General features: G+C 73.6%; 17 protein-coding genes. 6 read left to right on the top strand and 11 right to left on the bottom strand.

The features are described from left to right. Positions 1–25 precede the first annotated feature (25 nt). On the bottom strand, positions 26–2,023 hold the full coding sequence (locus AMOR_RS29710; protein WP_318653861.1) for a sigma-54-dependent Fis family transcriptional regulator: 1,998 nt from the start codon (positions 2,021–2,023) through the stop codon (positions 26–28). Between the two features lie 155 nt (positions 2,024–2,178). Between AMOR_RS29710 and AMOR_RS09730 the strand changes: the two genes are divergently transcribed. The 3 genes from AMOR_RS09730 (at position 2,179) to AMOR_RS09720 (ending at position 5,451) form a co-directional block, all read left to right on the top strand. Next, positions 2,179–2,850 (top strand): OsmC family protein, encoded by a 672-nt coding sequence (locus AMOR_RS09730; RefSeq protein WP_248360614.1) that lies wholly within the window; start codon positions 2,179–2,181, stop codon positions 2,848–2,850. Between the two features lie 92 nt (positions 2,851–2,942). After that, positions 2,943–4,184 (top strand): flavin-containing monooxygenase, encoded by a 1,242-nt coding sequence (locus AMOR_RS09725; protein ID WP_248360613.1) that lies wholly within the window; start codon positions 2,943–2,945, stop codon positions 4,182–4,184. A 16-nt stretch (positions 4,185–4,200) separates the two neighbouring features. Continuing rightward, positions 4,201–5,451, top strand: coding sequence for an NAD(P)/FAD-dependent oxidoreductase (locus tag AMOR_RS09720; protein ID WP_248360612.1), 1,251 nt, complete (start codon positions 4,201–4,203; stop codon positions 5,449–5,451). Here the strand turns inward: AMOR_RS09720 and AMOR_RS09715 are convergent. The 10 genes from AMOR_RS09715 to AMOR_RS09670 all read right to left on the bottom strand — a co-directional run bounded on the left by AMOR_RS09715 (position 5,427) and on the right by AMOR_RS09670 (position 15,358). After that, positions 5,427–7,793, bottom strand: coding sequence for an aerobic carbon-monoxide dehydrogenase large subunit (locus tag AMOR_RS09715; RefSeq protein WP_248360611.1), 2,367 nt, complete (start codon positions 7,791–7,793; stop codon positions 5,427–5,429). The two genes, AMOR_RS09720 and AMOR_RS09715, sit on opposite strands and share 25 nt — an antisense overlap. 3 nt (positions 7,794–7,796) lie before the next feature. Beyond that, a complete protein-coding gene (locus AMOR_RS09710) occupies positions 7,797–8,273 on the bottom strand; it encodes a (2Fe-2S)-binding protein (protein WP_248360610.1) in 477 nt (158 codons plus the stop codon). Positions 8,274–8,275: 2 nt separating this feature from the next. After that, positions 8,276–9,151 carry an FAD binding domain-containing protein gene (locus AMOR_RS09705; protein WP_248360609.1) on the bottom strand — a complete coding sequence of 292 codons (876 nt, stop codon included), beginning with the start codon at positions 9,149–9,151 and terminating at the stop codon, positions 8,276–8,278. Positions 9,152–9,166: 15 nt separating this feature from the next. Further along, complete coding sequence (locus AMOR_RS09700; protein ID WP_248360608.1) at positions 9,167–9,868, bottom strand: SRPBCC family protein; 702 nt, start codon at positions 9,866–9,868, stop codon at positions 9,167–9,169. A 2-nt stretch (positions 9,869–9,870) separates the two neighbouring features. Next, complete coding sequence (locus AMOR_RS09695) at positions 9,871–11,016, bottom strand: vWA domain-containing protein (RefSeq protein ID WP_248360607.1); 1,146 nt, start codon at positions 11,014–11,016, stop codon at positions 9,871–9,873. Next, positions 11,013–11,933 carry an AAA family ATPase gene (locus AMOR_RS09690; protein ID WP_248360606.1) on the bottom strand — a complete coding sequence of 307 codons (921 nt, stop codon included), beginning with the start codon at positions 11,931–11,933 and terminating at the stop codon, positions 11,013–11,015. The genes AMOR_RS09695 and AMOR_RS09690 overlap by 4 nt, the downstream gene beginning before the upstream one ends. Beyond that, a complete protein-coding gene (locus AMOR_RS09685; RefSeq protein ID WP_248360605.1) occupies positions 11,903–12,895 on the bottom strand; it encodes an XdhC family protein in 993 nt (330 codons plus the stop codon). Before AMOR_RS09685 ends, AMOR_RS09690 begins: the two co-directional genes overlap by 31 nt. Before the next feature lie 3 nt (positions 12,896–12,898). Further along, a complete protein-coding gene (locus AMOR_RS09680) occupies positions 12,899–13,513 on the bottom strand; it encodes a nucleotidyltransferase family protein (protein ID WP_248360604.1) in 615 nt (204 codons plus the stop codon). Next, entirely contained in the window at positions 13,503–14,519 is a 1,017-nt protein-coding gene (locus AMOR_RS09675; RefSeq protein WP_248360603.1) for an XdhC family protein, read from the bottom strand. The genes AMOR_RS09680 and AMOR_RS09675 overlap by 11 nt, the downstream gene beginning before the upstream one ends. A 221-nt stretch (positions 14,520–14,740) precedes the next feature. Further along, positions 14,741–15,358, bottom strand: coding sequence for a hypothetical protein (locus tag AMOR_RS09670; protein ID WP_248360602.1), 618 nt, complete (start codon positions 15,356–15,358; stop codon positions 14,741–14,743). A gap of 120 nt (positions 15,359–15,478) precedes the next feature. On the opposite strand from AMOR_RS09670, the gene AMOR_RS09665 reads away from it, so the two are divergent. The 3 genes from AMOR_RS09665 (at position 15,479) to AMOR_RS09655 (ending at position 17,483) form a co-directional block, all read left to right on the top strand. Continuing rightward, entirely contained in the window at positions 15,479–15,661 is a 183-nt protein-coding gene (locus tag AMOR_RS09665) for a hypothetical protein (protein ID WP_248360601.1), read from the top strand. Between the two features lie 206 nt (positions 15,662–15,867). Further along, positions 15,868–16,500 (top strand): NAD(P)-dependent oxidoreductase, encoded by a 633-nt coding sequence (locus AMOR_RS09660; RefSeq protein WP_248360600.1) that lies wholly within the window; start codon positions 15,868–15,870, stop codon positions 16,498–16,500. 59 nt (positions 16,501–16,559) lie between these two features. Next, positions 16,560–17,483, top strand: a complete 924-nt coding sequence (locus AMOR_RS09655; RefSeq protein ID WP_248360599.1) for a sigma-70 family RNA polymerase sigma factor — start codon at positions 16,560–16,562, stop codon at positions 17,481–17,483. Positions 17,484–17,513 lie beyond the last annotated feature (30 nt).

Raw genomic sequence — 17,513 nt, 5'->3', positions numbered from 1 at the left:
CGGCCACGGGCGCGCGGCTGGTGTGTCAGCGATCGATCGCGTCGCCGGCGACGCCGGTCGGGGCGGAGGCGCCGCCGCCCTGCGGACCCGGCGCGCTGCCCCTGGAACGCTCGATCCCGAGCGCCTTCATCCGCGACTTGAACGTCGACGGGCTCAGGCCGACGAGCTCCGCGGCGCCGCCCGCCCCGGCGACGCGCCACCTCGCGCGCTCCAGCGCGGCGAGCATGTTGTCGCGCTCGAGCTGCCGCAGCCGCCGGTCGTCGAGGATGACGCCTTCGGGGTCGGAGGTGGAGGCGGGCATCGGCGTGGTCTCCGCCGCCGGGAGCGCGCGATCGAGGTGCAGCCGCCCGTCCGCCGAGGTGATGACGGCGCGCTCGAGCACGTTGCGCAGCTCGCGGATGTTCCCCGGCCACCCGTACGACTTCAGCGCCGCCACGTCCGACAGGCTCAGCGGAGGGACGGGCCGGCCCATCCCCCGCGCGAGCTTGGCGACGAGCGCCTCGGCCAGGACCACCACGTCGTCGCCACGCTCGCGCAGCGGTGGCAGCTGCAGCGGGAAGACGCTGAGCCGGTAGTAGAGGTCGGCGCGGAACAGCCCGTCGCGCACCGCCACCTCGAGGTCGCGGTTGGTCGCGGAGATCACCCGGACGTCCACCTTGCGCGTCCGGGACCCGCCGACCGGCTCGAACTCGCCCTCCTGCAGGACGCGCAGGAGCTTCCCCTGCAGCTCGAGCGGGAGCTCCCCGACCTCGTCGAGGAAGATGCTGCCGCCGTCCGCGAGGGCGAAGCGCCCATCGCGCCGCTGGGTGGCGCCGGTGAACGCGCCGCGCTCGTGCCCGAAGAACTCGCTCTCGATGAGCGTGGCCGGGATCGCCGCGCAGTTCACCTTCACGAGCGGCCGGTCGCGCCGGGGGCTGCGCTCGTGGATCGCGCGCGCGAACAGCTCCTTGCCGGTGCCGGTCTCGCCCAGGATGAGGACGGTCGCCGGCGTCGGCGCCACCTGCGCGACGGCCTGGAGGGCGCCGGTCGTGGCGGCGCTGCGTCCGAGGATGTCCCCGAACCCGCGCTCCTCCGCGATCTCCTCCCGGAGGTACTCGGCCGTCGCGGTGAGCGTGCGGATCCTCCGCTCCGCCTCGAGCCGCTCGTCCACGTTGCGGAGGATGAGCGTGTAGTACGGGCGCCCGTGCACCTCGAAGCGCGAGAGCGACGCCTCCGCCCGGAACGGCTTCCCCGCCGCGGGCGCAGCGACGAGGCCCTCGGGGATCCAGAGCGATCGCTCGGGACCCGGGTGTCGGTCGAGGGCCTCGACGAGCGCGGCGAGCTGCCGGGTCGCGGGCGCGCCGAGGAGGCGATCGACCCCCTCGCCGTGCACGGCCGCGCTCGTGCACGCGAACGATCGCTCGGCGGCCGCGTTCAGCAGCTGCACGCGAAGCTCCGCGTCGATCTCCACGATCGCGTCCATCGCGCTCCCGATGAGGCGCGCGAGCTTCTCGCGGCCGTCGCGCAGGTCGCGCTCGACCTGCAGGCGCCGCATCTCGGCGACGGCGCGGTTCGCGAAGATCCGGAAGAGGGTGAGGATCCGCTCGTCCTCCGCGATGGGGCGGACGTCGATGACCGCGAGGTGCCCGAGGACGCGGCGATCCTCCGCGAGCAGCGGGATCCCGAGGTAGCTCACGGTGCCCTCGGGGGCGATGTGGCCGCCGGGGTACAGCTCGAGGACGCGGTCCGGCACGTGGACGAGGCGCCCCTCCCGGACGGCGGCCCCGCAGGGCGTGCCGTCGATCGCGTACTCGAACCCCTCGACGTAGCGGTCGCCGAGCCAGAACGCGAGGGCGCGGAGGCGGTTCCGCACCTCGTCGTACTCGGTCAGCCAGGCGCCGTGCGTGTCGAGCGCTCGCGCCAGGTTGAAGACGAGCGCGCGGTAGAACGCCTGGCCGGTCTCCGAGGCGGTCCCCTCGACGACCGCGCGGAGCGCGGCATCCTCGTCGATCCGGCGTACGGCCACTCCACGTTCCAGCTGCATCGTTGCCTCCGGGGAACGGGACGAGATCTCGTCGTAACGCGTGGCGAGGCCTCGTCGCCGCCGAAAGCTCGCCGCGCCCCGGCGGGGTGGGTTCGCGCGAAAACCCGCGAGATCTGCGTGGTCGCGCGGCGCCGGCACGTGGCACGCGCCCTGCGATGAGGGCCCTCGCCCACGACGAGATCGATCCCCGGTCCGCCGGGCACGAGGAGCAGGACATGGAGCCCATGACGACCACCACGACCACTTCCCCCAGCGCGCCGAAGCCGCGCCGCACGCCGGTGCCGCTGAACGGCGTCGACACGCCGACGCTGTTCGCGACCATCGGCGCGGTGAAGGCACAGCCGGAGCTCGCGCACTTCACCTTCCGCGCGACGAACCGGTGGCAGCTCGGGACGCACAGCAGGACGATCATCGAGTCGTTCGATGGCGCGGGCGGCACGCATCGCCACGCGCGCGAGCTCGTCTTCGACGCCGATCACCCGGCGGTCCTGGTGGGCCGCGACCAGGGCCCGACGCCGGTCGAGTTCCTCCTCCACGCCCTCGCGTCCTGCATCACGGCGGGCATCGGGAACGTCGCCGCCGCGCGCGGCGTGACGCTGTACGAGGTCGAGTCGAAGGTGGAGGGCGAGATCGACCTGCGGGGCATCCTCGGCGTCTCGAGCGAGGTGCGGAACGGGTACCGCCGGATGCGCGTGGCCTTCACGGTGAAGGGGGACGCCTCCCCCGAGAAGCTGCGCGAGATCGTCGAGCAGGGTCGCGCGCGCTCCGCCGTCTACGACGTCCTCACGAACGGCATCCCCGTCGAGATCACCTGCGACGCAGGGTGAAGGGCGTCGCCCGGGCCGCCCGCCCGCGATCGCGGCCGGGGCGGCCCCGGGGCCCGGGAAAGCGCGGACAGCCAAAGTCGGAGGAGCGCATCATGGTTTGGACGGATGTCGTCGTCGTCGGGGGAGGCCAGGCTGGGCTCGCGATGAGCCGCTGCCTGGGCGAGCGCGGGATCGAGCACGTCGTGCTCGAGCGCGGTCGCGTGGGGGAGCGGTGGAGGTCGGAGCGCTGGCACTCCCTGCGGCTCCTCACGCCACGCTGGCAGTCACGCCTGCCCGGCTTCTCGTACCGCGGGCCCGACCCCGACGGCTTCATGTCGCGGCGCGAGGTGATCCGTTACCTCGAGCGCTACGCCCGCTCCTTCCCCGCGCCGCTGGAGGAGGGCGTCACCGTCGAGGAGGTCGACCGCGACGGCGACGGCTACCGGGTGGTGACCGACCGTGGCGCGTGGCGCGCCTCGTGCGTCGTCGTCGCGACGGGACATTGCGACCGTCCGGCCCTCCCGCCCTTCGCGCGGGCGCTTCCGCGAGACGTCCTGCAGATCTCGCCGACGACCTACCGGCGGCCGTCGGATCTCCCCGGGGGCGGGGTCCTCGTGGTCGGCGCCTCCGCGACGGGCGTCCAGCTCGCCGCGGAGCTCCAGGCCTCGGGGAGGCCGGTCCTCCTCGCCGCCGGCCGCCACGTCCGCCTGCCGCGCAGGTACCGCGGTCGCGACGTGATGGCCTGGCTCGACGCGGCCGGGGTCCTGAGCGAGCCTTCCGACGCCGTCCGGGACCACGAGGCGGCGCGGCGACAGCCGTCGATGCAGCTCGTCGGCCGGCCCGACCACCGCTCCATCGATCTCGGCACCCTCCACGCCGCGGGGGTGCGGATCGTCGGCCGCGCGCTCGGCGTGGAGGGAGGCCGCGTGCGCCTCGCGGACGACCTCGGGAACGCCGTCGCCTCGGCGGAGACACGCCTGGCGCGCGTGCTCGCACGCATCGACGCGCACGTCGAGCGGGCGGGGCTGAGCGCCGAGGCGCCTCCCGCCGAGCCCATCCAGCCGGTGCGCCTCCCGCCGTCGCCGACCTCGCTCGACCTCCGCGCCGAGGGGGTCCGGTCCGTGCTGTGGGCGACGGGGTACCGGCGCGTCTACCCGTGGCTGCGGGTTCCGGTCCTCGACGCGCGCGGCGAGATCGTCAACGCGGGCGGCGTCACGCCGGCGTCCGGGCTGTACGTCCTCGGGCTCCAGTTCATGCGCCGCCGCAACTCCACGTTCCTCGACGGCGTCGGCGCCGACGCCCGCGACCTCACCGACCACCTCGCCCGTGCGCTGGGCGCTCGGCGCGCCGCCTGACCTGGAGGAGCACCACATGAGCCGCTCGATCTCCCTCGATCGTGACTACGACGTCCTCGTGGTCGGCGCGCGCCCGGCAGGCGCCGCGACCACCATGCTCCTCGCCCGCGCCGGGCTGCGCGTGCTCGCCGTCGATCGCGAGCGCGAGGGCTCCGACACGCTCTCGACGCACGCGCTGATGCGCGCCGGCGTCCTGCAGCTCCGGCGGTGGGGCGTGCTCGGCGCAGTCGAGGCCGCCGGCACGCCCGCGGTCCGTGCAGCGACGTTCCACTACGGCGCCGAGTCGATCGCCGTCCTCGTGAAGCCCCGCGACGGGGTGGACGCGCTCTACGCGCCGCGGCGGACGACGCTCGACCCGCTGCTCGTCTCCGCGGCGCGGGAGGCCGGAGCGCACGTGGCGCACGAGGTGGTCCTCACCGACGTGGCGCGCGGGCGCGGCGGGCGCGTCGAGGGCGCGACGCTCGCGCTGCCGGACGGGAGGCGGCACCCGGTGTCGGTGGGACTGATCGTGGGCGCGGACGGCCGGCGTTCCCGAGTCGCCCGCGCCGTCGGAGCGCCGGTGGAGCGATCTGGGCGGCACGCCAGCGCGGTCGTCTATGGCTACTGGTCGGGGCTCCCGGTCGACGGCTACCACTGGTACTACGAGGACGGCGTGAGCGCCGGCGCGCTCCCGACCGACGGCGGCCGCACGTGCCTGTTCGTCGCCGTGCCGGCGCGCCGCTTCGCCGAGGCGCTCGGGGGCGGGGTCGGCGTGGACGCGCTGTACGAGCGCGCGCTCGCGGTCGCGGCGCCTTCGCTGGCCCGGGCGCTCGGCGGCGCGCGCCTCGACGGGAAGCTCCGCCCGTTCGCAGGTGAGCGCGGGTTCCTCCGGAGGTCGTGGGGGCCGGGGTGGGCGCTCGTCGGCGATGCCGGGTACTACAAGGACCCGATCACCGCCCACGGCATCACGGACGCGCTGCGCGACGCGGAGCTGCTCGCCCGCGCCGTGGCGCGCGGGACGGACGGCGCGCTCGCGGAGTACCAGGGCGTGCGCGACGAGGTCTCGCGCCAGCTGTTCGAGGTCACCGACACCATCGCGTCGTTCGCGTGGACGCTGGAGGAGGTGAAGGGGCACCACCGCGAGCTGGCGCGGAACATGGCGGCGGAGGTGGAGCTCGTCGCCGGCCTCGATGGGCCAGCCACGGCAGTCGCGGTCGCGACCCCGGCCACGGCGCCGAGCGAGGTGCCGGCCGCGGCCCGGGCCTACTCCGCCACCCCCTTCTCGTGAAGGATCCGCCAGACCTTCTCCGGAGTGATCGGGATGTCGATGTTCCGCACGCCGAGGTGCCAGAGCGCGTCCACCACCGCGTTCGCGATCGCCGGGGGTGCCCCCACCGTCGCGGACTCGCCCACGCCCTTCGCGCCCAGGGGGTGATGCGGAGACGGCGTCACCGTCTTGTCGGTCTCCCAGCTCGGCGTCTCCATGGCGGTCGGGAGCAGGTAGTCCATGAAGCTGCCGCCCTGGATGTTGCCGTCCTCGTCGTAGCTGATCTCCTCGAGGAGCGCCGGCGCCATCCCCATGGTGAGCCCGCCGTGGATCTGCCCGTCCACGATCATCGGGTTGATGATGTTCCCGCAGTCGTCCACCGCGACGAACCGGCGGATCTTCACCTCGCCCGTGCCGCGATCGAGGTCGACCACGCAGATGTAGCTGCCGAACGGGAAGGTCAGGTTGGGCGGGTCGTAGTACGACACGGCCTCGAGCCCCGCCTCCATGCCCTGCGGGTGGTTCGTGTACGCCGCGAGCGCGATGTCCTGGATCGTCTTCGATCGCTGCGGCGCGCCCTTCACCGAGAACTTCCCCGGCTCCCAGACCAGGTCCTCCTCGGCGACCTCGAGGAGGTGGGCGGCGATCTTCCGGGCCTTGTCGCGGATCTTGCGCGCGGCGACGGCGCCGGCGGCACCCGCGACCGGCGTCGAGCGGCTGGCGTAGGTGCCGAGCCCGTACGGCGCGGTGTCCGTGTCGCCCTCCTCGACCTGGACGTGCGCGGCCGGGATGCCCAGCTCCTCGGCGACGATCTGGGCGTAGGTGGTCTCGTGCCCCTGGCCCTGGGACTTCGTGCCGAAGCGCGCGATCGCCTTGCCGGTGGGGTGCACGCGAATCTCGCAGGAGTCGAACATCTTGATCCCGAGGATGTCGAACTGCTTCGAGGGTCCGGCGCCGACGATCTCGGTGAAGCTCGAGATGCCGATCCCCATGAGCTCGCCCCGCGCCCGCTTCTCGGCTTGCTCCTTTCGCAGCTCGGCGTAGCCGATGCGGTCCATCGCCTTGCGGAGCGCCGCGGCGTAGTTGCCGCTGTCGTAGTCCCAGCCCAGGGCGGAGTGGTACGGGAAGCTCTCGGGTGGGATGAAGTTCTTGAAGCGGAGCTCCGCGGGGTCCATCCCCAGCTCGTGCGCGAGGATGTCCGTCAACCGCTCGATCGCGTGTACCGCCTCGGTCACCCGGAACGAGCAGCGGTAGGCGATCCCGCCGGGCGGCTTGTTCGTGTAGACGCCGTCCACCTCGGCGAACGCGTGCCCGAGCTGGTACGAGCCGGTGCAGATGGAGAACAGGCCGGCCGGGAACTTGGACGGGTTCGCCGCGGCGTCGGTGTAGCCGTGGTCGGCGATCGTCTTGATCCGCAGCGCGGTCATGGTGCCGTCGCGCTTCGCGCCCAGCTCGGCGCTGATGTGGTAGTCGCGCGCGAAGGAGTCCGCCTGGAGGTTCTCCATGCGGTCCTCGATCCACTTCACTGGCTTGCCGAGCACGACCGACGCGGCGACCGCGATGACGTAGCCGGGATAGACCGGCACCTTCCCGCCGAAGCCGCCGCCGATGTCGGGCGAGACGATCCGGATCCGCTCCTCGGAGAGGCCGACGTGGCCCGCCACGAGGGCGAAGACCGTGCGGATCGCGTGCGGCGCCTGCGTCGTCATGTAGACGGTGAGCTTCCCCTGGGCCCTGTCGAAGTCCGCGACGCACCCGCAGGTCTCGATGGACGAGACGTGGATCCGCGGGATGTAGAGGTCCTGCTTCACGACCACCTCGGACCCCGCCAGCTCCGCGTCGGTCCCCTGCCGATCGCCCGCCTCCCAGTGGAAGATCCGGTTGTCCGTCTTGCCCTTCTTGTCGGTGCGGAGCACGGGCGCCCCGGGCTCGAGCGCCTTGAACGGATCGACCAGCACCGGGAGCGGATCGTAGGAGACCTCCACCGCCTCGACGCCGTCCGCGGCGGCGTAGCGGTCGGTCGCGATCACCGCGGCCACCTCCTGCGCCTGGTACATCACCTTCTCCGTCGGCAGCACCATCTGCGTGTCCGACATGAGCGTCGGCATCCAGTGCAGGTTGAACTTCGCGAGCGTCTCGCCGGTGATCACGGCGAGGACTCCCGGCACCTTCAGCGCGCGCGCGGTGTCGATCTTGGTGATCTTCGCGTGGGCGAACGGGCTGCGGACGATGTCCATGAAGACCATCCCCGGCAGCACGATGTCGTCGACGTAGCGCCCCTGGCCGCGGAGGAAGCGCGGGTCCTCCTTGCGCTTCATCGAGTGGCCCATCCCGGAGATCTCGGGTGACGTTCGAGGTGCCATGGCTCACTCCTCCCGGAGCTTCTCGGCCGCGTACTGCACGGCCTTGACGATGTTGACGTACCCGGTGCACCGGCACAGGTTCCCGGAGATCGCCTGGCGGATCTCCAGCTCGGTCGGGCTCCGGGTCCGCTGGAGGAGGGCGTAGGAGGTCATCATCATCCCCGGGGTGCAGTAGCCGCACTGGAGGCCGTGCTTCTCCCAGAAGCCCTCCTGGATCGGGTGGAGCTTGCCGTCCCGCTCCAGCCCCTCCACCGTCATCAGCTCGCGCCCGTTCGCCTGCACGGCGAGGACGGTGCACGACTTCACCGGCGCGCCGTCGAGCAGGACCGTGCAGGCCCCGCAGTGCGTGGTGTCGCAGCCGACGTGCGTGCCCGTGAGGCGGAGCACGTCGCGCAGGAAGTGGACGAGGAGCAGCCGCGAGTCGACCTCGGCCTCGTGCGGCGTCCCGTTCACGGTGACGCGGATCTGGTGGCTGGCCATGGCTACCGTCCTCCTCTCGCCCGCTCGGCGGCGGCCCGCAGCGCGCGCGCCGTGAGCACGCGCGCCATCTCGCGCTTGTACTCGACCGTGCCGCGGCGGTCGGCGGTGGGGTGCGCCGCCATCCCCGCGAGCCGGGCCGCCTCGGCGATCGTCGCGTCGTCGAGCCTCTTCCCCATGAGGTGTCGCTCGGCCTCGGTCGCCTCCACCGGAACGGGGCCGGCGTTCGTCAGCGCGATCCCCACCCGCTCGACCTCGCCGCCCGGCGAGAGCGTCAGCTGGACGGCGGAGGCGGCGGTGGCGAAGTCGCCCACCTTCCGCTCGAGCTTGCGATACGCGCCGCCGCTTCGCGGTGGCGGGATCGGCACGCGGATCTCGGTCAGGATCTCGTCCGGCTCGAGGACGGTGGTGAACAGGTTGGTGAAGAGCTCGGCCACCGCGATCTCCCGCGTCCCCTTCGGCCCGGTCGCGACCACCCGCGCGCCGAGGGCGATCATCGCGGCGGGGTGGTCGTTGGCCGGGTCGCCGTGCGCGAGGTTGCCGCCGACCGTGGCGAGGTTCCGGACGAGCGGGTCGGCGATCACCGCCGTGGTGTCCGCGAGGAGCGGCCACCGGGAGCGGATGATCTCGGAGCGCTCGAGCACCGCCTCGCGGGTCCGTCCGCCGATCCGGAGGACGCCGTCCTTCTCCTCGACGAACTCGAGCCCGGGGATCCGGCCGATGTCCACGAGGTGGGCGGGCTGACCGAGCCTCAGCTTCAGGAGGGGAAGGAGGCTCTGCCCGCCCGCGAGCACCTTCGCGTCGTCGCGGTGGCGCGCGAGCAGCGCCACCGCCTCCGGGAGCGTGCTCGGTGCGTGATAGTCGAACGAGGCAGGGATCATGGCGGCTCCTTCCTGCTACCGCCGCGCTCGGGCGGCGAGCCAGAGCGCGGCGAGGGCGGCGAGGATCGCGACGGCGATCCAGACCTGGGGACGGCGGAGGGAACGGCCCGCGGCCCGCGCGGCCGCGCCCGCGCCCAGCGACAGGACGTCGACGGGCGCGGCGGGAGGCGCGACGAAGGGCGGGACGGCCTCGGGCGCGCGGGGCGCGGCGGCGCGGACACCGGGGGCGCCGACGGGCGTCTCGGGACCCGGCGCGGCGGCGGCCGCCTCCAGCTCGGAGCGCATCCCCTCCGTGAACCGCGCGAAGATCTGGTCGCCGACGTCCTGGATCATCCCGCGCCCCATCTGCGCGAGGATCCCGGACACGTTCACCTCGGAGGAGGCGACGACCTCGGTCTCGCCGGGAGCGCGCTCCACGAGCCGGCTCGTGAGCCGCATCGTCGCGCCGCCCTTTCCGCGCACGTCCTGGCCCGACGCGACGATCTCCGCGGACCGCCCCTGCGCGTCGAGCCGCGCGAATGTCATCTGGCCCTTGTAGCTGGCGGAGACGGGTCCGACCTTCACCAGCAGGGTTCCGGCGTAGGTCTTGTCGTCGAGCTGGTCGGTGACGGCCGCCCCCGGCATGCACCGGGCGACGCGACGCGGGTCGATGAGGAACTGCCAGACGGCGGGGGCGGGAGCCCGGAGGACGAAGGTCTTGTCGATTCGGAAGGGCATCGTCAGGCCGAGAGGTGAGGGACGAGGCGCTCGAGGGAGGCGAGATCGTGCGCCGGCAGGAACTCGTCGACGAAGGGCAGCGCCGCCGCCATCCCGCGCGCCTCCGGCGCGTAGCGGGGATCGCCGAGGAGGGGGTTCAGCCAGATGACCTTGCGCGCGCGCGCCTGGATCGTCCGCATCGCGTCTGCGAGCGTCGCGGGGTCCCCGCGGTCGAGACCGTCGCTGAGGACGACGACCACGGTCCGTGCGTCCACCCGGGAGGGCAGGTGCTCGGCGACGAACCGGGCGAGGGAATCGCCGATGCGCGTCCCGCCAGCCCAGTCCGGGACGGCCGCCGCGAGGCGGTCGAGCGCGAGGCCGATGGCGCCGGGCGCGAGGCACGCCGTCAGCCGGGTGAGCTCCGTGTTGAACGCGAACACCTCGGTGGACCGCGCCGCGCGCCGGAGCGCGAGCACGAACGCGAGCAGGAAGCGCGCGTGGGCGTCCATCGAACCGCTCGTGTCGCAGAGGAAAACGAGCCGCGGCGCCTCGATGGCGCGCGCGCGGCGCGCGATCGAGAGGAGCTCGCCTCCCGTCGCGATCGCGCCGCGGAGGCTCCGGCGGAGGTCGGGTACACCGCGCCCCGGGGACGGGACGAGGCGTCGGCTCCGCCGCGCTGCGAGCCTCGCCGCGAGCCGTGCGAGCACGCGCTCCATCGCGACCAGGTCGGCCGGCGTGAGCTCCTCGAACGGCTTGTTGCGGAGGAGGGCGGCAGGGCTGTAGCCGGGGAGCTCACCCTCCTCCTCGCCGCGAGAATCTCCTCCCCTCTGCTCTACCGGGGAAGCGGGTCGGAACGAGGGGGCTGCAACCGCCCCGCGTCCCGGGCGCTTCCCGTCGATGGAGGCCGTCGGAGCGGAGCCCACCGGATCCGGAGGGCGCGGCGGATCCGGCCACAGCCCCTCCAGGATCGCGTCGAACCGCGCCCAGTCCGGGTGGCGGATCTTGAGAGCGATCCGGAGCGCCCAGCGCACCTCCTCGCGATCCGGGTCCCGGAGGCGCGCGAGCGCCCGGGCCGCGTCCACCTCGTCACCGATCCCGACGCCGATCCCCCGCTCGCGCAGGGTCCGGCCGAGCCGGGCGACGGCGGGCGCGAGGTCGGCGGCGATCATGACGGCGAGCCCTTCCGCGCCTCGGCCAGCATCGGCCCCAGCGTCCCCGGCGACAGCTCCTGGAGATCGTGCCGGTCCTTGAGGAGGCAGCCCAGCGTGGCGGTGACGCCCTCCTCGTCGAGGTGCGCACGGCGGAGCCGGACCAGCGCCTGCGTCCAGTCGATGCTCTCCGCCACGCCCGGCACCTTCGCGAGGCGGCGGCGCCGGAGGGCCTGGACGAAGCGGGCGACCTCCCCGGCGAGCTCGCCGCTCGCCTCGGGGACGCGGCGGCGGAGGATCCGGACCTCCTTCTCGAAATCCGGGTGCTCGATGTAGAGGTACAGGCACCGCCGCCGGAGGGCGTCGCCGATCTCGCGCGTCCTGTTCGAGGTGAGGACGACGTACGGTACGTGGACCGCGCGGATCGTCCCGAGCTCGGGGATGGTCACCTGGAAGTCCGAGAGCAGCTCGAGGAGGAAGGCCTCGAACCCGTCGTCGGCCCGATCCACCTCGTCGATCAGCAGGACGGGAGGCCCCTCGACGCGCGTGATCGCGCGGAGGAGCGGCCGCTCGAGGAGGTAGTCGCGGCCGAAGATGGCTGACTCCGTCTCCGTCGCCTCCCGCCCCGCCTGCTCCGCCAGGCGGATGCGGAGCATCTGGCGCGGGTAGTTCCACTCGTAGAGCGCCGTCGCGGCGTCGAGCCCCTCGTAGCACTGGAGGCGGATGAGCTCGGTCCCGAGCGCGGCCGCGAGCACCTTCGCGGTCTCGGTCTTCCCGACGCCGGCATCGCCCTCGATGAGCAGTGGCTTGCGGAGGTCCGTCGCGAGGAACAGCGCCGTCGCGATCGCCGGATCGGCGACGTAGCCGTGCCGCTCGAGCCCGTCGTGCAGCTCGCGGACCTCGGGGGTCACGGCGAGGCTCCCGCGGTGGAGGTCCATCGCTCCGGGGTCGCGAGGAAGCGCTCCCTGCACCGCGCGTTGCAGAAGTACCAGGTGCGCCCGGCGTGCTCGGCGGTGTGGCGCGCCCGCGCGACCACGACGGTCATGCCGCAGATCGGATCGAGGGCCGTCTCCTCGGCGGCGGGCGTGGGCGGCGCGATCACCGGCTGCCGCTCGGCGGCCCGCCGCAGCTGCACGATCTCCGCGAGGACGCTGAGCGCGATCTCCTCGGGGAGCCGCGCGCCGAGGTCGAGCCCGGCGGGGTTCCGCACGCGCGCGAGCCCGTCGGGCGGCGTGCGGCCGGCGACGAGGTCGCGGAGCTCCGCGTAGCGGCGGCGGCTCGCGACCACGCCCAGGTACGCGGGCTCGAGCGAGAGCGCGGCGAGGAGCGCCTCGTCGTCCCGCTGGCCCATCGTCACGACGGCCGCGTACACGTCGGCGGCGCGGGTGCGGGGCGCGGTCGGCGGGTCGCCCGGGGGCAGCTCCGGGAGGACGCGGTCCGCCGCGGGGAACACGTCCCGGCGCGCGTCGGGATCGACCACGTCGATCGCGTACCCCATCGCCTTGCCGAGGGCGCAGAGCGCCTGGGCGGTCGGCGCCGCGCCGAAGACGAGCAGGCGCGGCGCGGGCCGGACGGGCTCGAGGTAGATGTCCACGGTCCCTCCGCTGTGGCACGTCATGGGGTGGACGACGACGCCGGGACGGCGGTCCCGGGCGGGCTCGGGCGAGAGCGAGATCAGGCGCGGCCGCCCCTCCGCGAGCACCTGCCGCGCCTCGCGCTCCACGGTGGGCTGGACGCAGCTGCCGGCGAGCCAGCCGTGCACGACGCCCTCCTTCGTGACGACCGCCATGTTCCCGGGCTGTGCCGAGCTGGCCGGCTCGCGTCGCACCACGATGGCGAAGACGAACGGTTCTCCGCGCGCGGAGAGCTCGGCGGCGAGCTGGAGGAGCTCCGCCCGCATGGGTCACCGCCCCTCGAGCTCGGCGGCCCGGATCCGCTCGTAGTCCGCGGGGACGTCGAGATCCGCGAGCGCGGCGGGCGGCCAGGTCACGACGGCGGCCTCGGCGCCGTGATGCTTCACGACGTGCTTCCCGCAGTGGTCCCCCTTCGTCGCGACGAGCTCGTCGAACAGCGTGCGGTCGTAGAGGATGGGCGGGGCGTGGACGTCGCCGTACCGGGAGGCGACGGCGCGCGCGGCCCCCCGGCGATAGGTCCGCGCGAGCTCCGCCAGCATCTCCGCCGTCACGAGTGGCATGTCCGCGAGCATCACGATCGCGGCGATGGCCTCCGGAGGTACCGCGGCGATCCCCGCCCGGACCGACGCGCTCTTCCCGAGCGACCACTCGGGGTTCACGACCGGCCGGCACGCCAGCCCGGCCAGCTCCGCCGTCGCGCGCCCGGCGTCGTGGCCGAGGACGACCAGCACGGGATCGAGCCCGGCCTCGGAGGCCCGTCGAACGGCGCGGCGGAGCACGCTCTCGCCGCCGAGGCTCAGCAGGAGCTTGTTCCTGCCCATGCGCGCCGACGAGCCGGCGGCGAGCACGACCGCCGCGATGGAGCCGGTCCGCTCAGGAGGCATGGATCGCGCCCCTCCTCCTGCGGAGGTGTCCCGGCGCCCGCCCGGACCGCACCGCGAGCAGCTCAGCGACGATGCTCAGGGCGACCTGCTCGGGACCGTCCGCTCCGAGGTCCAGCCCGACCGGGCCGAAGACCCGTTCGTCGCTCGCCGCGCCGACCTCGTGCAGGATCTCCTCGACGCGTGCGCGGGGCCCGAGCACGCCGATGTAGGCGACGTCGGTCCCGATCAGCCGCCGGACCCACTCGCGGTCGTGGGCGAGGGAGTGGGTCTTCACGACCGCGTAGGCCTCGCCTCCGAGCGGCAGCGAGGAGGACGCGGCGTCGTCCTCGGGGCGCAGCTCGAGCCGGCCGACCTGGCCCGGGAACCGCTCGGGGGACAGGAACGCCGGGCGATGGTCGACGAGGGCGACCCGGAACCCGGCGTCCGCGGCGTACCGTGCGAGCGGGAGCGCATCGTCGCCCGCGCCGAAGACGACGAGGTGCGGCGGGGGCCGGAGCACCTCCGTGAAGACGTCCGCCGCCTGCGCCTCGATCCCCGTCTCGGCGTCGCCGACGAACGCGAGGACCGACACGTCGCCGGCACGGGCGCCCACGAGGGTGGTGGAGATGCCGAACGGCGTGTCGCCTGCGAGGCACTCGCGGATGCGCCTCGCCGCGTCGAGGAACGCCGGCGTCGTCGCGGGCTGGACGAAGACGTCCACCGCGCCGTTGCAGCCGAGCCCGAGACCGAAGACCTGATGATCGTCCGAGCCGGTCTCGTAGTGGACGAGACGGGGCGTCGCGTCCCGGAGCACGGCGAGCGCCCGCTCCCGGACGTCCGCCTCGAGGCAGCCTCCGCTCACGCTGCCGCTCGTGCTGCCGTCGTCTCGCACGAGGAGCTTGGCGCCCGGCCGCCGGTAGGCCGAGCCCCGGATGCGAACCACCGTCGCGACCGCGGCTCGTCTGCCCGCCTGCGCCTGTCCGGCGACCTGGGAGAGGATCTCGGCCGTCTCCTGCCACTGCTTCACGGCGCCCTCGCGGCACGGCCGGGCGCCGCACGAAGCGAGCGCCCGCCCAGGGTCGACTGCGCTGACCCGTTGCTGAACTGCGCCTCGTTGGTTTCTCCACGCCCGCGCCCGCGCCCGCGCCTTCTGGGGCGAGCCCAAGCGGACTCGGACGGTGCCGCGATGGCATCGCCGCTGCCGACGGCGCTCGAGGCTCGCAGCTCGCCGGCGAGCCCGCCCGGAGATCAGGACGCGAACGCGCCGAGCGCGAACAGGTGCCCGACGACGGCTGCCGCGGGCGGCACGAGCACGAGGGCGGTTCCGACGAGCCCCTTGGGCTGGAGCTGGCCGACGCGGTCGAGCACGGGGGCGCAGGTCAGGACATCCCACGCGATGGCGTCGTTCGGCCGCGCGGGGTCGTAGAGGATCCGCTCGCGGGCGTCGTCCTCGAGCCGTTCCGTGAGGTGGGTCTTCACGACGACCTCGTGACGGGCGCCCGTCTCGGTCGCGATGGCGAAGCGTAGCTTCGCGACGGTTCGGCGGTTGACGCGGACGTTGGTGAGCTCCTTCCCGACCAGCGTTCCGAGGGCGAGCCGCCCGTGCTGGAGGAGCCGGATCGCGCGGCAACCGCTCCGGAGGGAGAAGGCCACCAGCGTCCCTCCCACGATGGGGAAGATCAGGACGAACGAGGTCCCGGGCCCGAAGGGCGCCCGCCGCATTCCGGCGATGCGCGAGACCGCGGGATCGTCGGTGCGGTACTCGACGAGGACCGCGCTCCCTGCGCGAACGCAGGTGCCCGGCGCGTACGCGACGCCCTCGTGCGCCGCGCCGTCCGCCTCGAAGCGGAAAGCGTTGGCGTACACCCGCGTGCCGCCGCGCCCGCGAGAGCCGCCCTCGGAGAAGTGGGAGGCCGTGCAACCGAGCGAGACGCCCGTGCCACGGCGACCGGGCCCCGGAACGCGAGCCACGACGAGAGATCGCTGTTGCGGAGGAACAGCGTCGCGAGCGACGAGCCGAACCCGAACCAGATCCAGGCGAAGACGCCGAACCCGCCGAAGAGGAGCCGCGCCCGCACCGAGAGCGGCACGTGTCGTGGCGGAGGCGCGAGCCGAGGCGTGGAGTCGAAGGCGGGCGGCGCGGCGGGCCAGGGGCTCATCCCGCCATGATAGCCGGCCACGTCGAGGGCACGAGAGAGCGCTCGACCCCGCGCGAGGTCCGGCGGGGCGTGGCGGACGGTGGGCTTACCGCGTCCTGGACTGACGACTTGCTGCCACCGTTGCCGCCTCGCGACTGCGCCTAGCCATGCTTCATATCTGACGTGAACTCGAGGTCAGCCTCGTCACGCCGCGCCGTGCCGCCTGGTCTTCAGGGCATGGCTCCAAACCTCTTCATCCTGGGCGCGACCGGAAGGACGGGCAGGCACCTCGTCGAGCTCGCGCTGGCGCGGAGCTTCCGCGTGACGGCCTTCGTCCGCTCGCCGCACAAGCTCGCGCGCTCCGACGCGGCGCTCGCGGTCGTCCAGGGCGATCCGCTGCAAGCCGATCAGCTCGCGCGGGCCCTGCCCGGACACGACGCGGTGCTCTCCGTGCTCGGCCCGACACCGCGAGAGGCGATTCGCCCCCACCGCCTGCTCGCGGAATGCGCGGCGAGCACGGTCGCTGCGATGGAGTCCGCAGGGCCGAAGCGGCTCGTGGTCCTGTCGGCGGCCCTGCTGTTCCCCGATCAGGGGCTTCGGTTCGCCGTCGGGCGATGGCTCCTCAGGAACCACGTCGAGGATCTCGAGGAGATGGAGGCCGTGGTGCAGGCGACCGCCTTCGACTGGACGATCGCGCGACCACCGCGGCTCGTCGAGGCTCCGGAGGAAGCGTACCGCAGCGCCGCGGGTGCGCTCCCGCCCGGCCGCTTCTCGATGTCGTTCCGCGCGGTGGCCAGGTTCATGCTCGACTGCGCCGAGCAGGCGACGTTCTCGCGCGAGGTCGTCGGTCTTCGCGGGCCGAGCCGGTGAGCGACGCCGCCCTCACCGTTTGCCTTGATCGCCGGGTCCTCGGAAGTGAAACCATGGCCATGAGCACGCGCCGACAGCCGGGTCGCGTGGCTGCGTTCGAGGCGGCAAGGCGGGACCTCGCCGCGCTCGCCTATCGCATGCTGGGAGACATGGGCCGGGCCGAGGACATCGTGCAGGAGGCCTGGCTGCGCTGGGAGGGCCACGCCGGCGAGGCAGAGAACCCGAAGGCGTACCTCGTGACCATCGTCACGCGGCTGTGCCTGAACGAGCTGCAGTCCGCCAGGGCACGACGCGAGGAGCTGCGCGCCGATCGCCTGCCCGAGCCGGTGGACCTCGAGGAGCGGGACCTCTCCGGCGTCGAGCGGCTCGAGCAGATCTCGATGGCCTTCCTCGTGGTGCTGCAGCGGCTGAAGCCGGCCGAGCGAGCCGTCCTGATCCTGCACGACGTGCTCGACTTCGAGCACCAGCAGATCGCCGCCCTGATCGACAGGAGCGCGCCGACGTGTCGCAAGCTGCTCGAGCGCGCGCGTGCGCACCTCGACGGCGCGCGGCACATGTTCTTCCCGAACCCGGAGGAGCATCACCGCCTGCTGCAGGCCTTCCTCGGCGCCGTCTCCGAGGGGAACGTCACCGCGCTCGTCGAGCTCCTCGCAGAGGACGCCGTCATGATCACCGACGGCGGGCCCGGAGGGCGCGAGGCGGGCGGGCTGCGCAACCTGCCGCGGCCGCTCATGGGAGCAGCGCGCATCGCCGCGTTCGTCCTCGCGACGGCGGGGCGCAACTCGGGGGCCCTGCAGCTGGAGCGGCGGGAGCTCAACGGGCAGCCGGCGATCGTGTTCTGGCAGGACGAGCGGCCGTTCGCGGCGCTCCTGCTCGCGGTGAAGGACGGGAAGATCCAGCGCGTGTTCTTCCACGCCGACCCCGCGCGCCTGCGGTTCCTCCGGCGTCGTGTCGAGACGACGACGCTCTCCGCGCCGCACTGATCCGAGTTCACGCCCGTCGTCACGCGGCGC

Origin of the sequence: Anaeromyxobacter oryzae (assembly GCF_023169945.1) — a bacterium.
In the GTDB taxonomy this organism is placed as follows: Bacteria; Myxococcota; Myxococcia; order Myxococcales; family Anaeromyxobacteraceae; genus Anaeromyxobacter; species Anaeromyxobacter oryzae.
This window is presented reverse-complemented; position numbering and strand designations above follow the sequence as displayed.

Bases quoted from the DNA above. Each gene is read 5' to 3' on its own strand.
- AMOR_RS29710 (WP_318653861.1), bottom strand. From the start codon at position 2,023: ATGCAGCTGGAACGTGGAGTGGCCGTACGCCGGATCGACGAGGATGCC.
- AMOR_RS09730 (WP_248360614.1), top strand. From the start codon at position 2,179: ATGAGGGCCCTCGCCCACGACGAGATCGATCCCCGGTCCGCCGGGCAC.
- AMOR_RS09725 (WP_248360613.1), top strand. From the start codon at position 2,943: ATGGTTTGGACGGATGTCGTCGTCGTCGGGGGAGGCCAGGCTGGGCTC.
- AMOR_RS09720 (WP_248360612.1), top strand. From the start codon at position 4,201: ATGAGCCGCTCGATCTCCCTCGATCGTGACTACGACGTCCTCGTGGTC.
- AMOR_RS09715 (WP_248360611.1), bottom strand. From the start codon at position 7,793: ATGGCACCTCGAACGTCACCCGAGATCTCCGGGATGGGCCACTCGATG.
- AMOR_RS09710 (WP_248360610.1), bottom strand. From the start codon at position 8,273: ATGGCCAGCCACCAGATCCGCGTCACCGTGAACGGGACGCCGCACGAG.
- AMOR_RS09705 (WP_248360609.1), bottom strand. From the start codon at position 9,151: ATGATCCCTGCCTCGTTCGACTATCACGCACCGAGCACGCTCCCGGAG.
- AMOR_RS09700 (WP_248360608.1), bottom strand. From the start codon at position 9,868: ATGCCCTTCCGAATCGACAAGACCTTCGTCCTCCGGGCTCCCGCCCCC.
- AMOR_RS09695 (WP_248360607.1), bottom strand. From the start codon at position 11,016: ATGATCGCCGCCGACCTCGCGCCCGCCGTCGCCCGGCTCGGCCGGACC.
- AMOR_RS09690 (WP_248360606.1), bottom strand. From the start codon at position 11,933: ATGGACCTCCACCGCGGGAGCCTCGCCGTGACCCCCGAGGTCCGCGAG.
- AMOR_RS09685 (WP_248360605.1), bottom strand. From the start codon at position 12,895: ATGCGGGCGGAGCTCCTCCAGCTCGCCGCCGAGCTCTCCGCGCGCGGA.
- AMOR_RS09680 (WP_248360604.1), bottom strand. From the start codon at position 13,513: ATGCCTCCTGAGCGGACCGGCTCCATCGCGGCGGTCGTGCTCGCCGCC.
- AMOR_RS09660 (WP_248360600.1), top strand. From the start codon at position 15,868: ATGGCTCCAAACCTCTTCATCCTGGGCGCGACCGGAAGGACGGGCAGG.
- AMOR_RS09655 (WP_248360599.1), top strand. From the start codon at position 16,560: ATGAGCACGCGCCGACAGCCGGGTCGCGTGGCTGCGTTCGAGGCGGCA.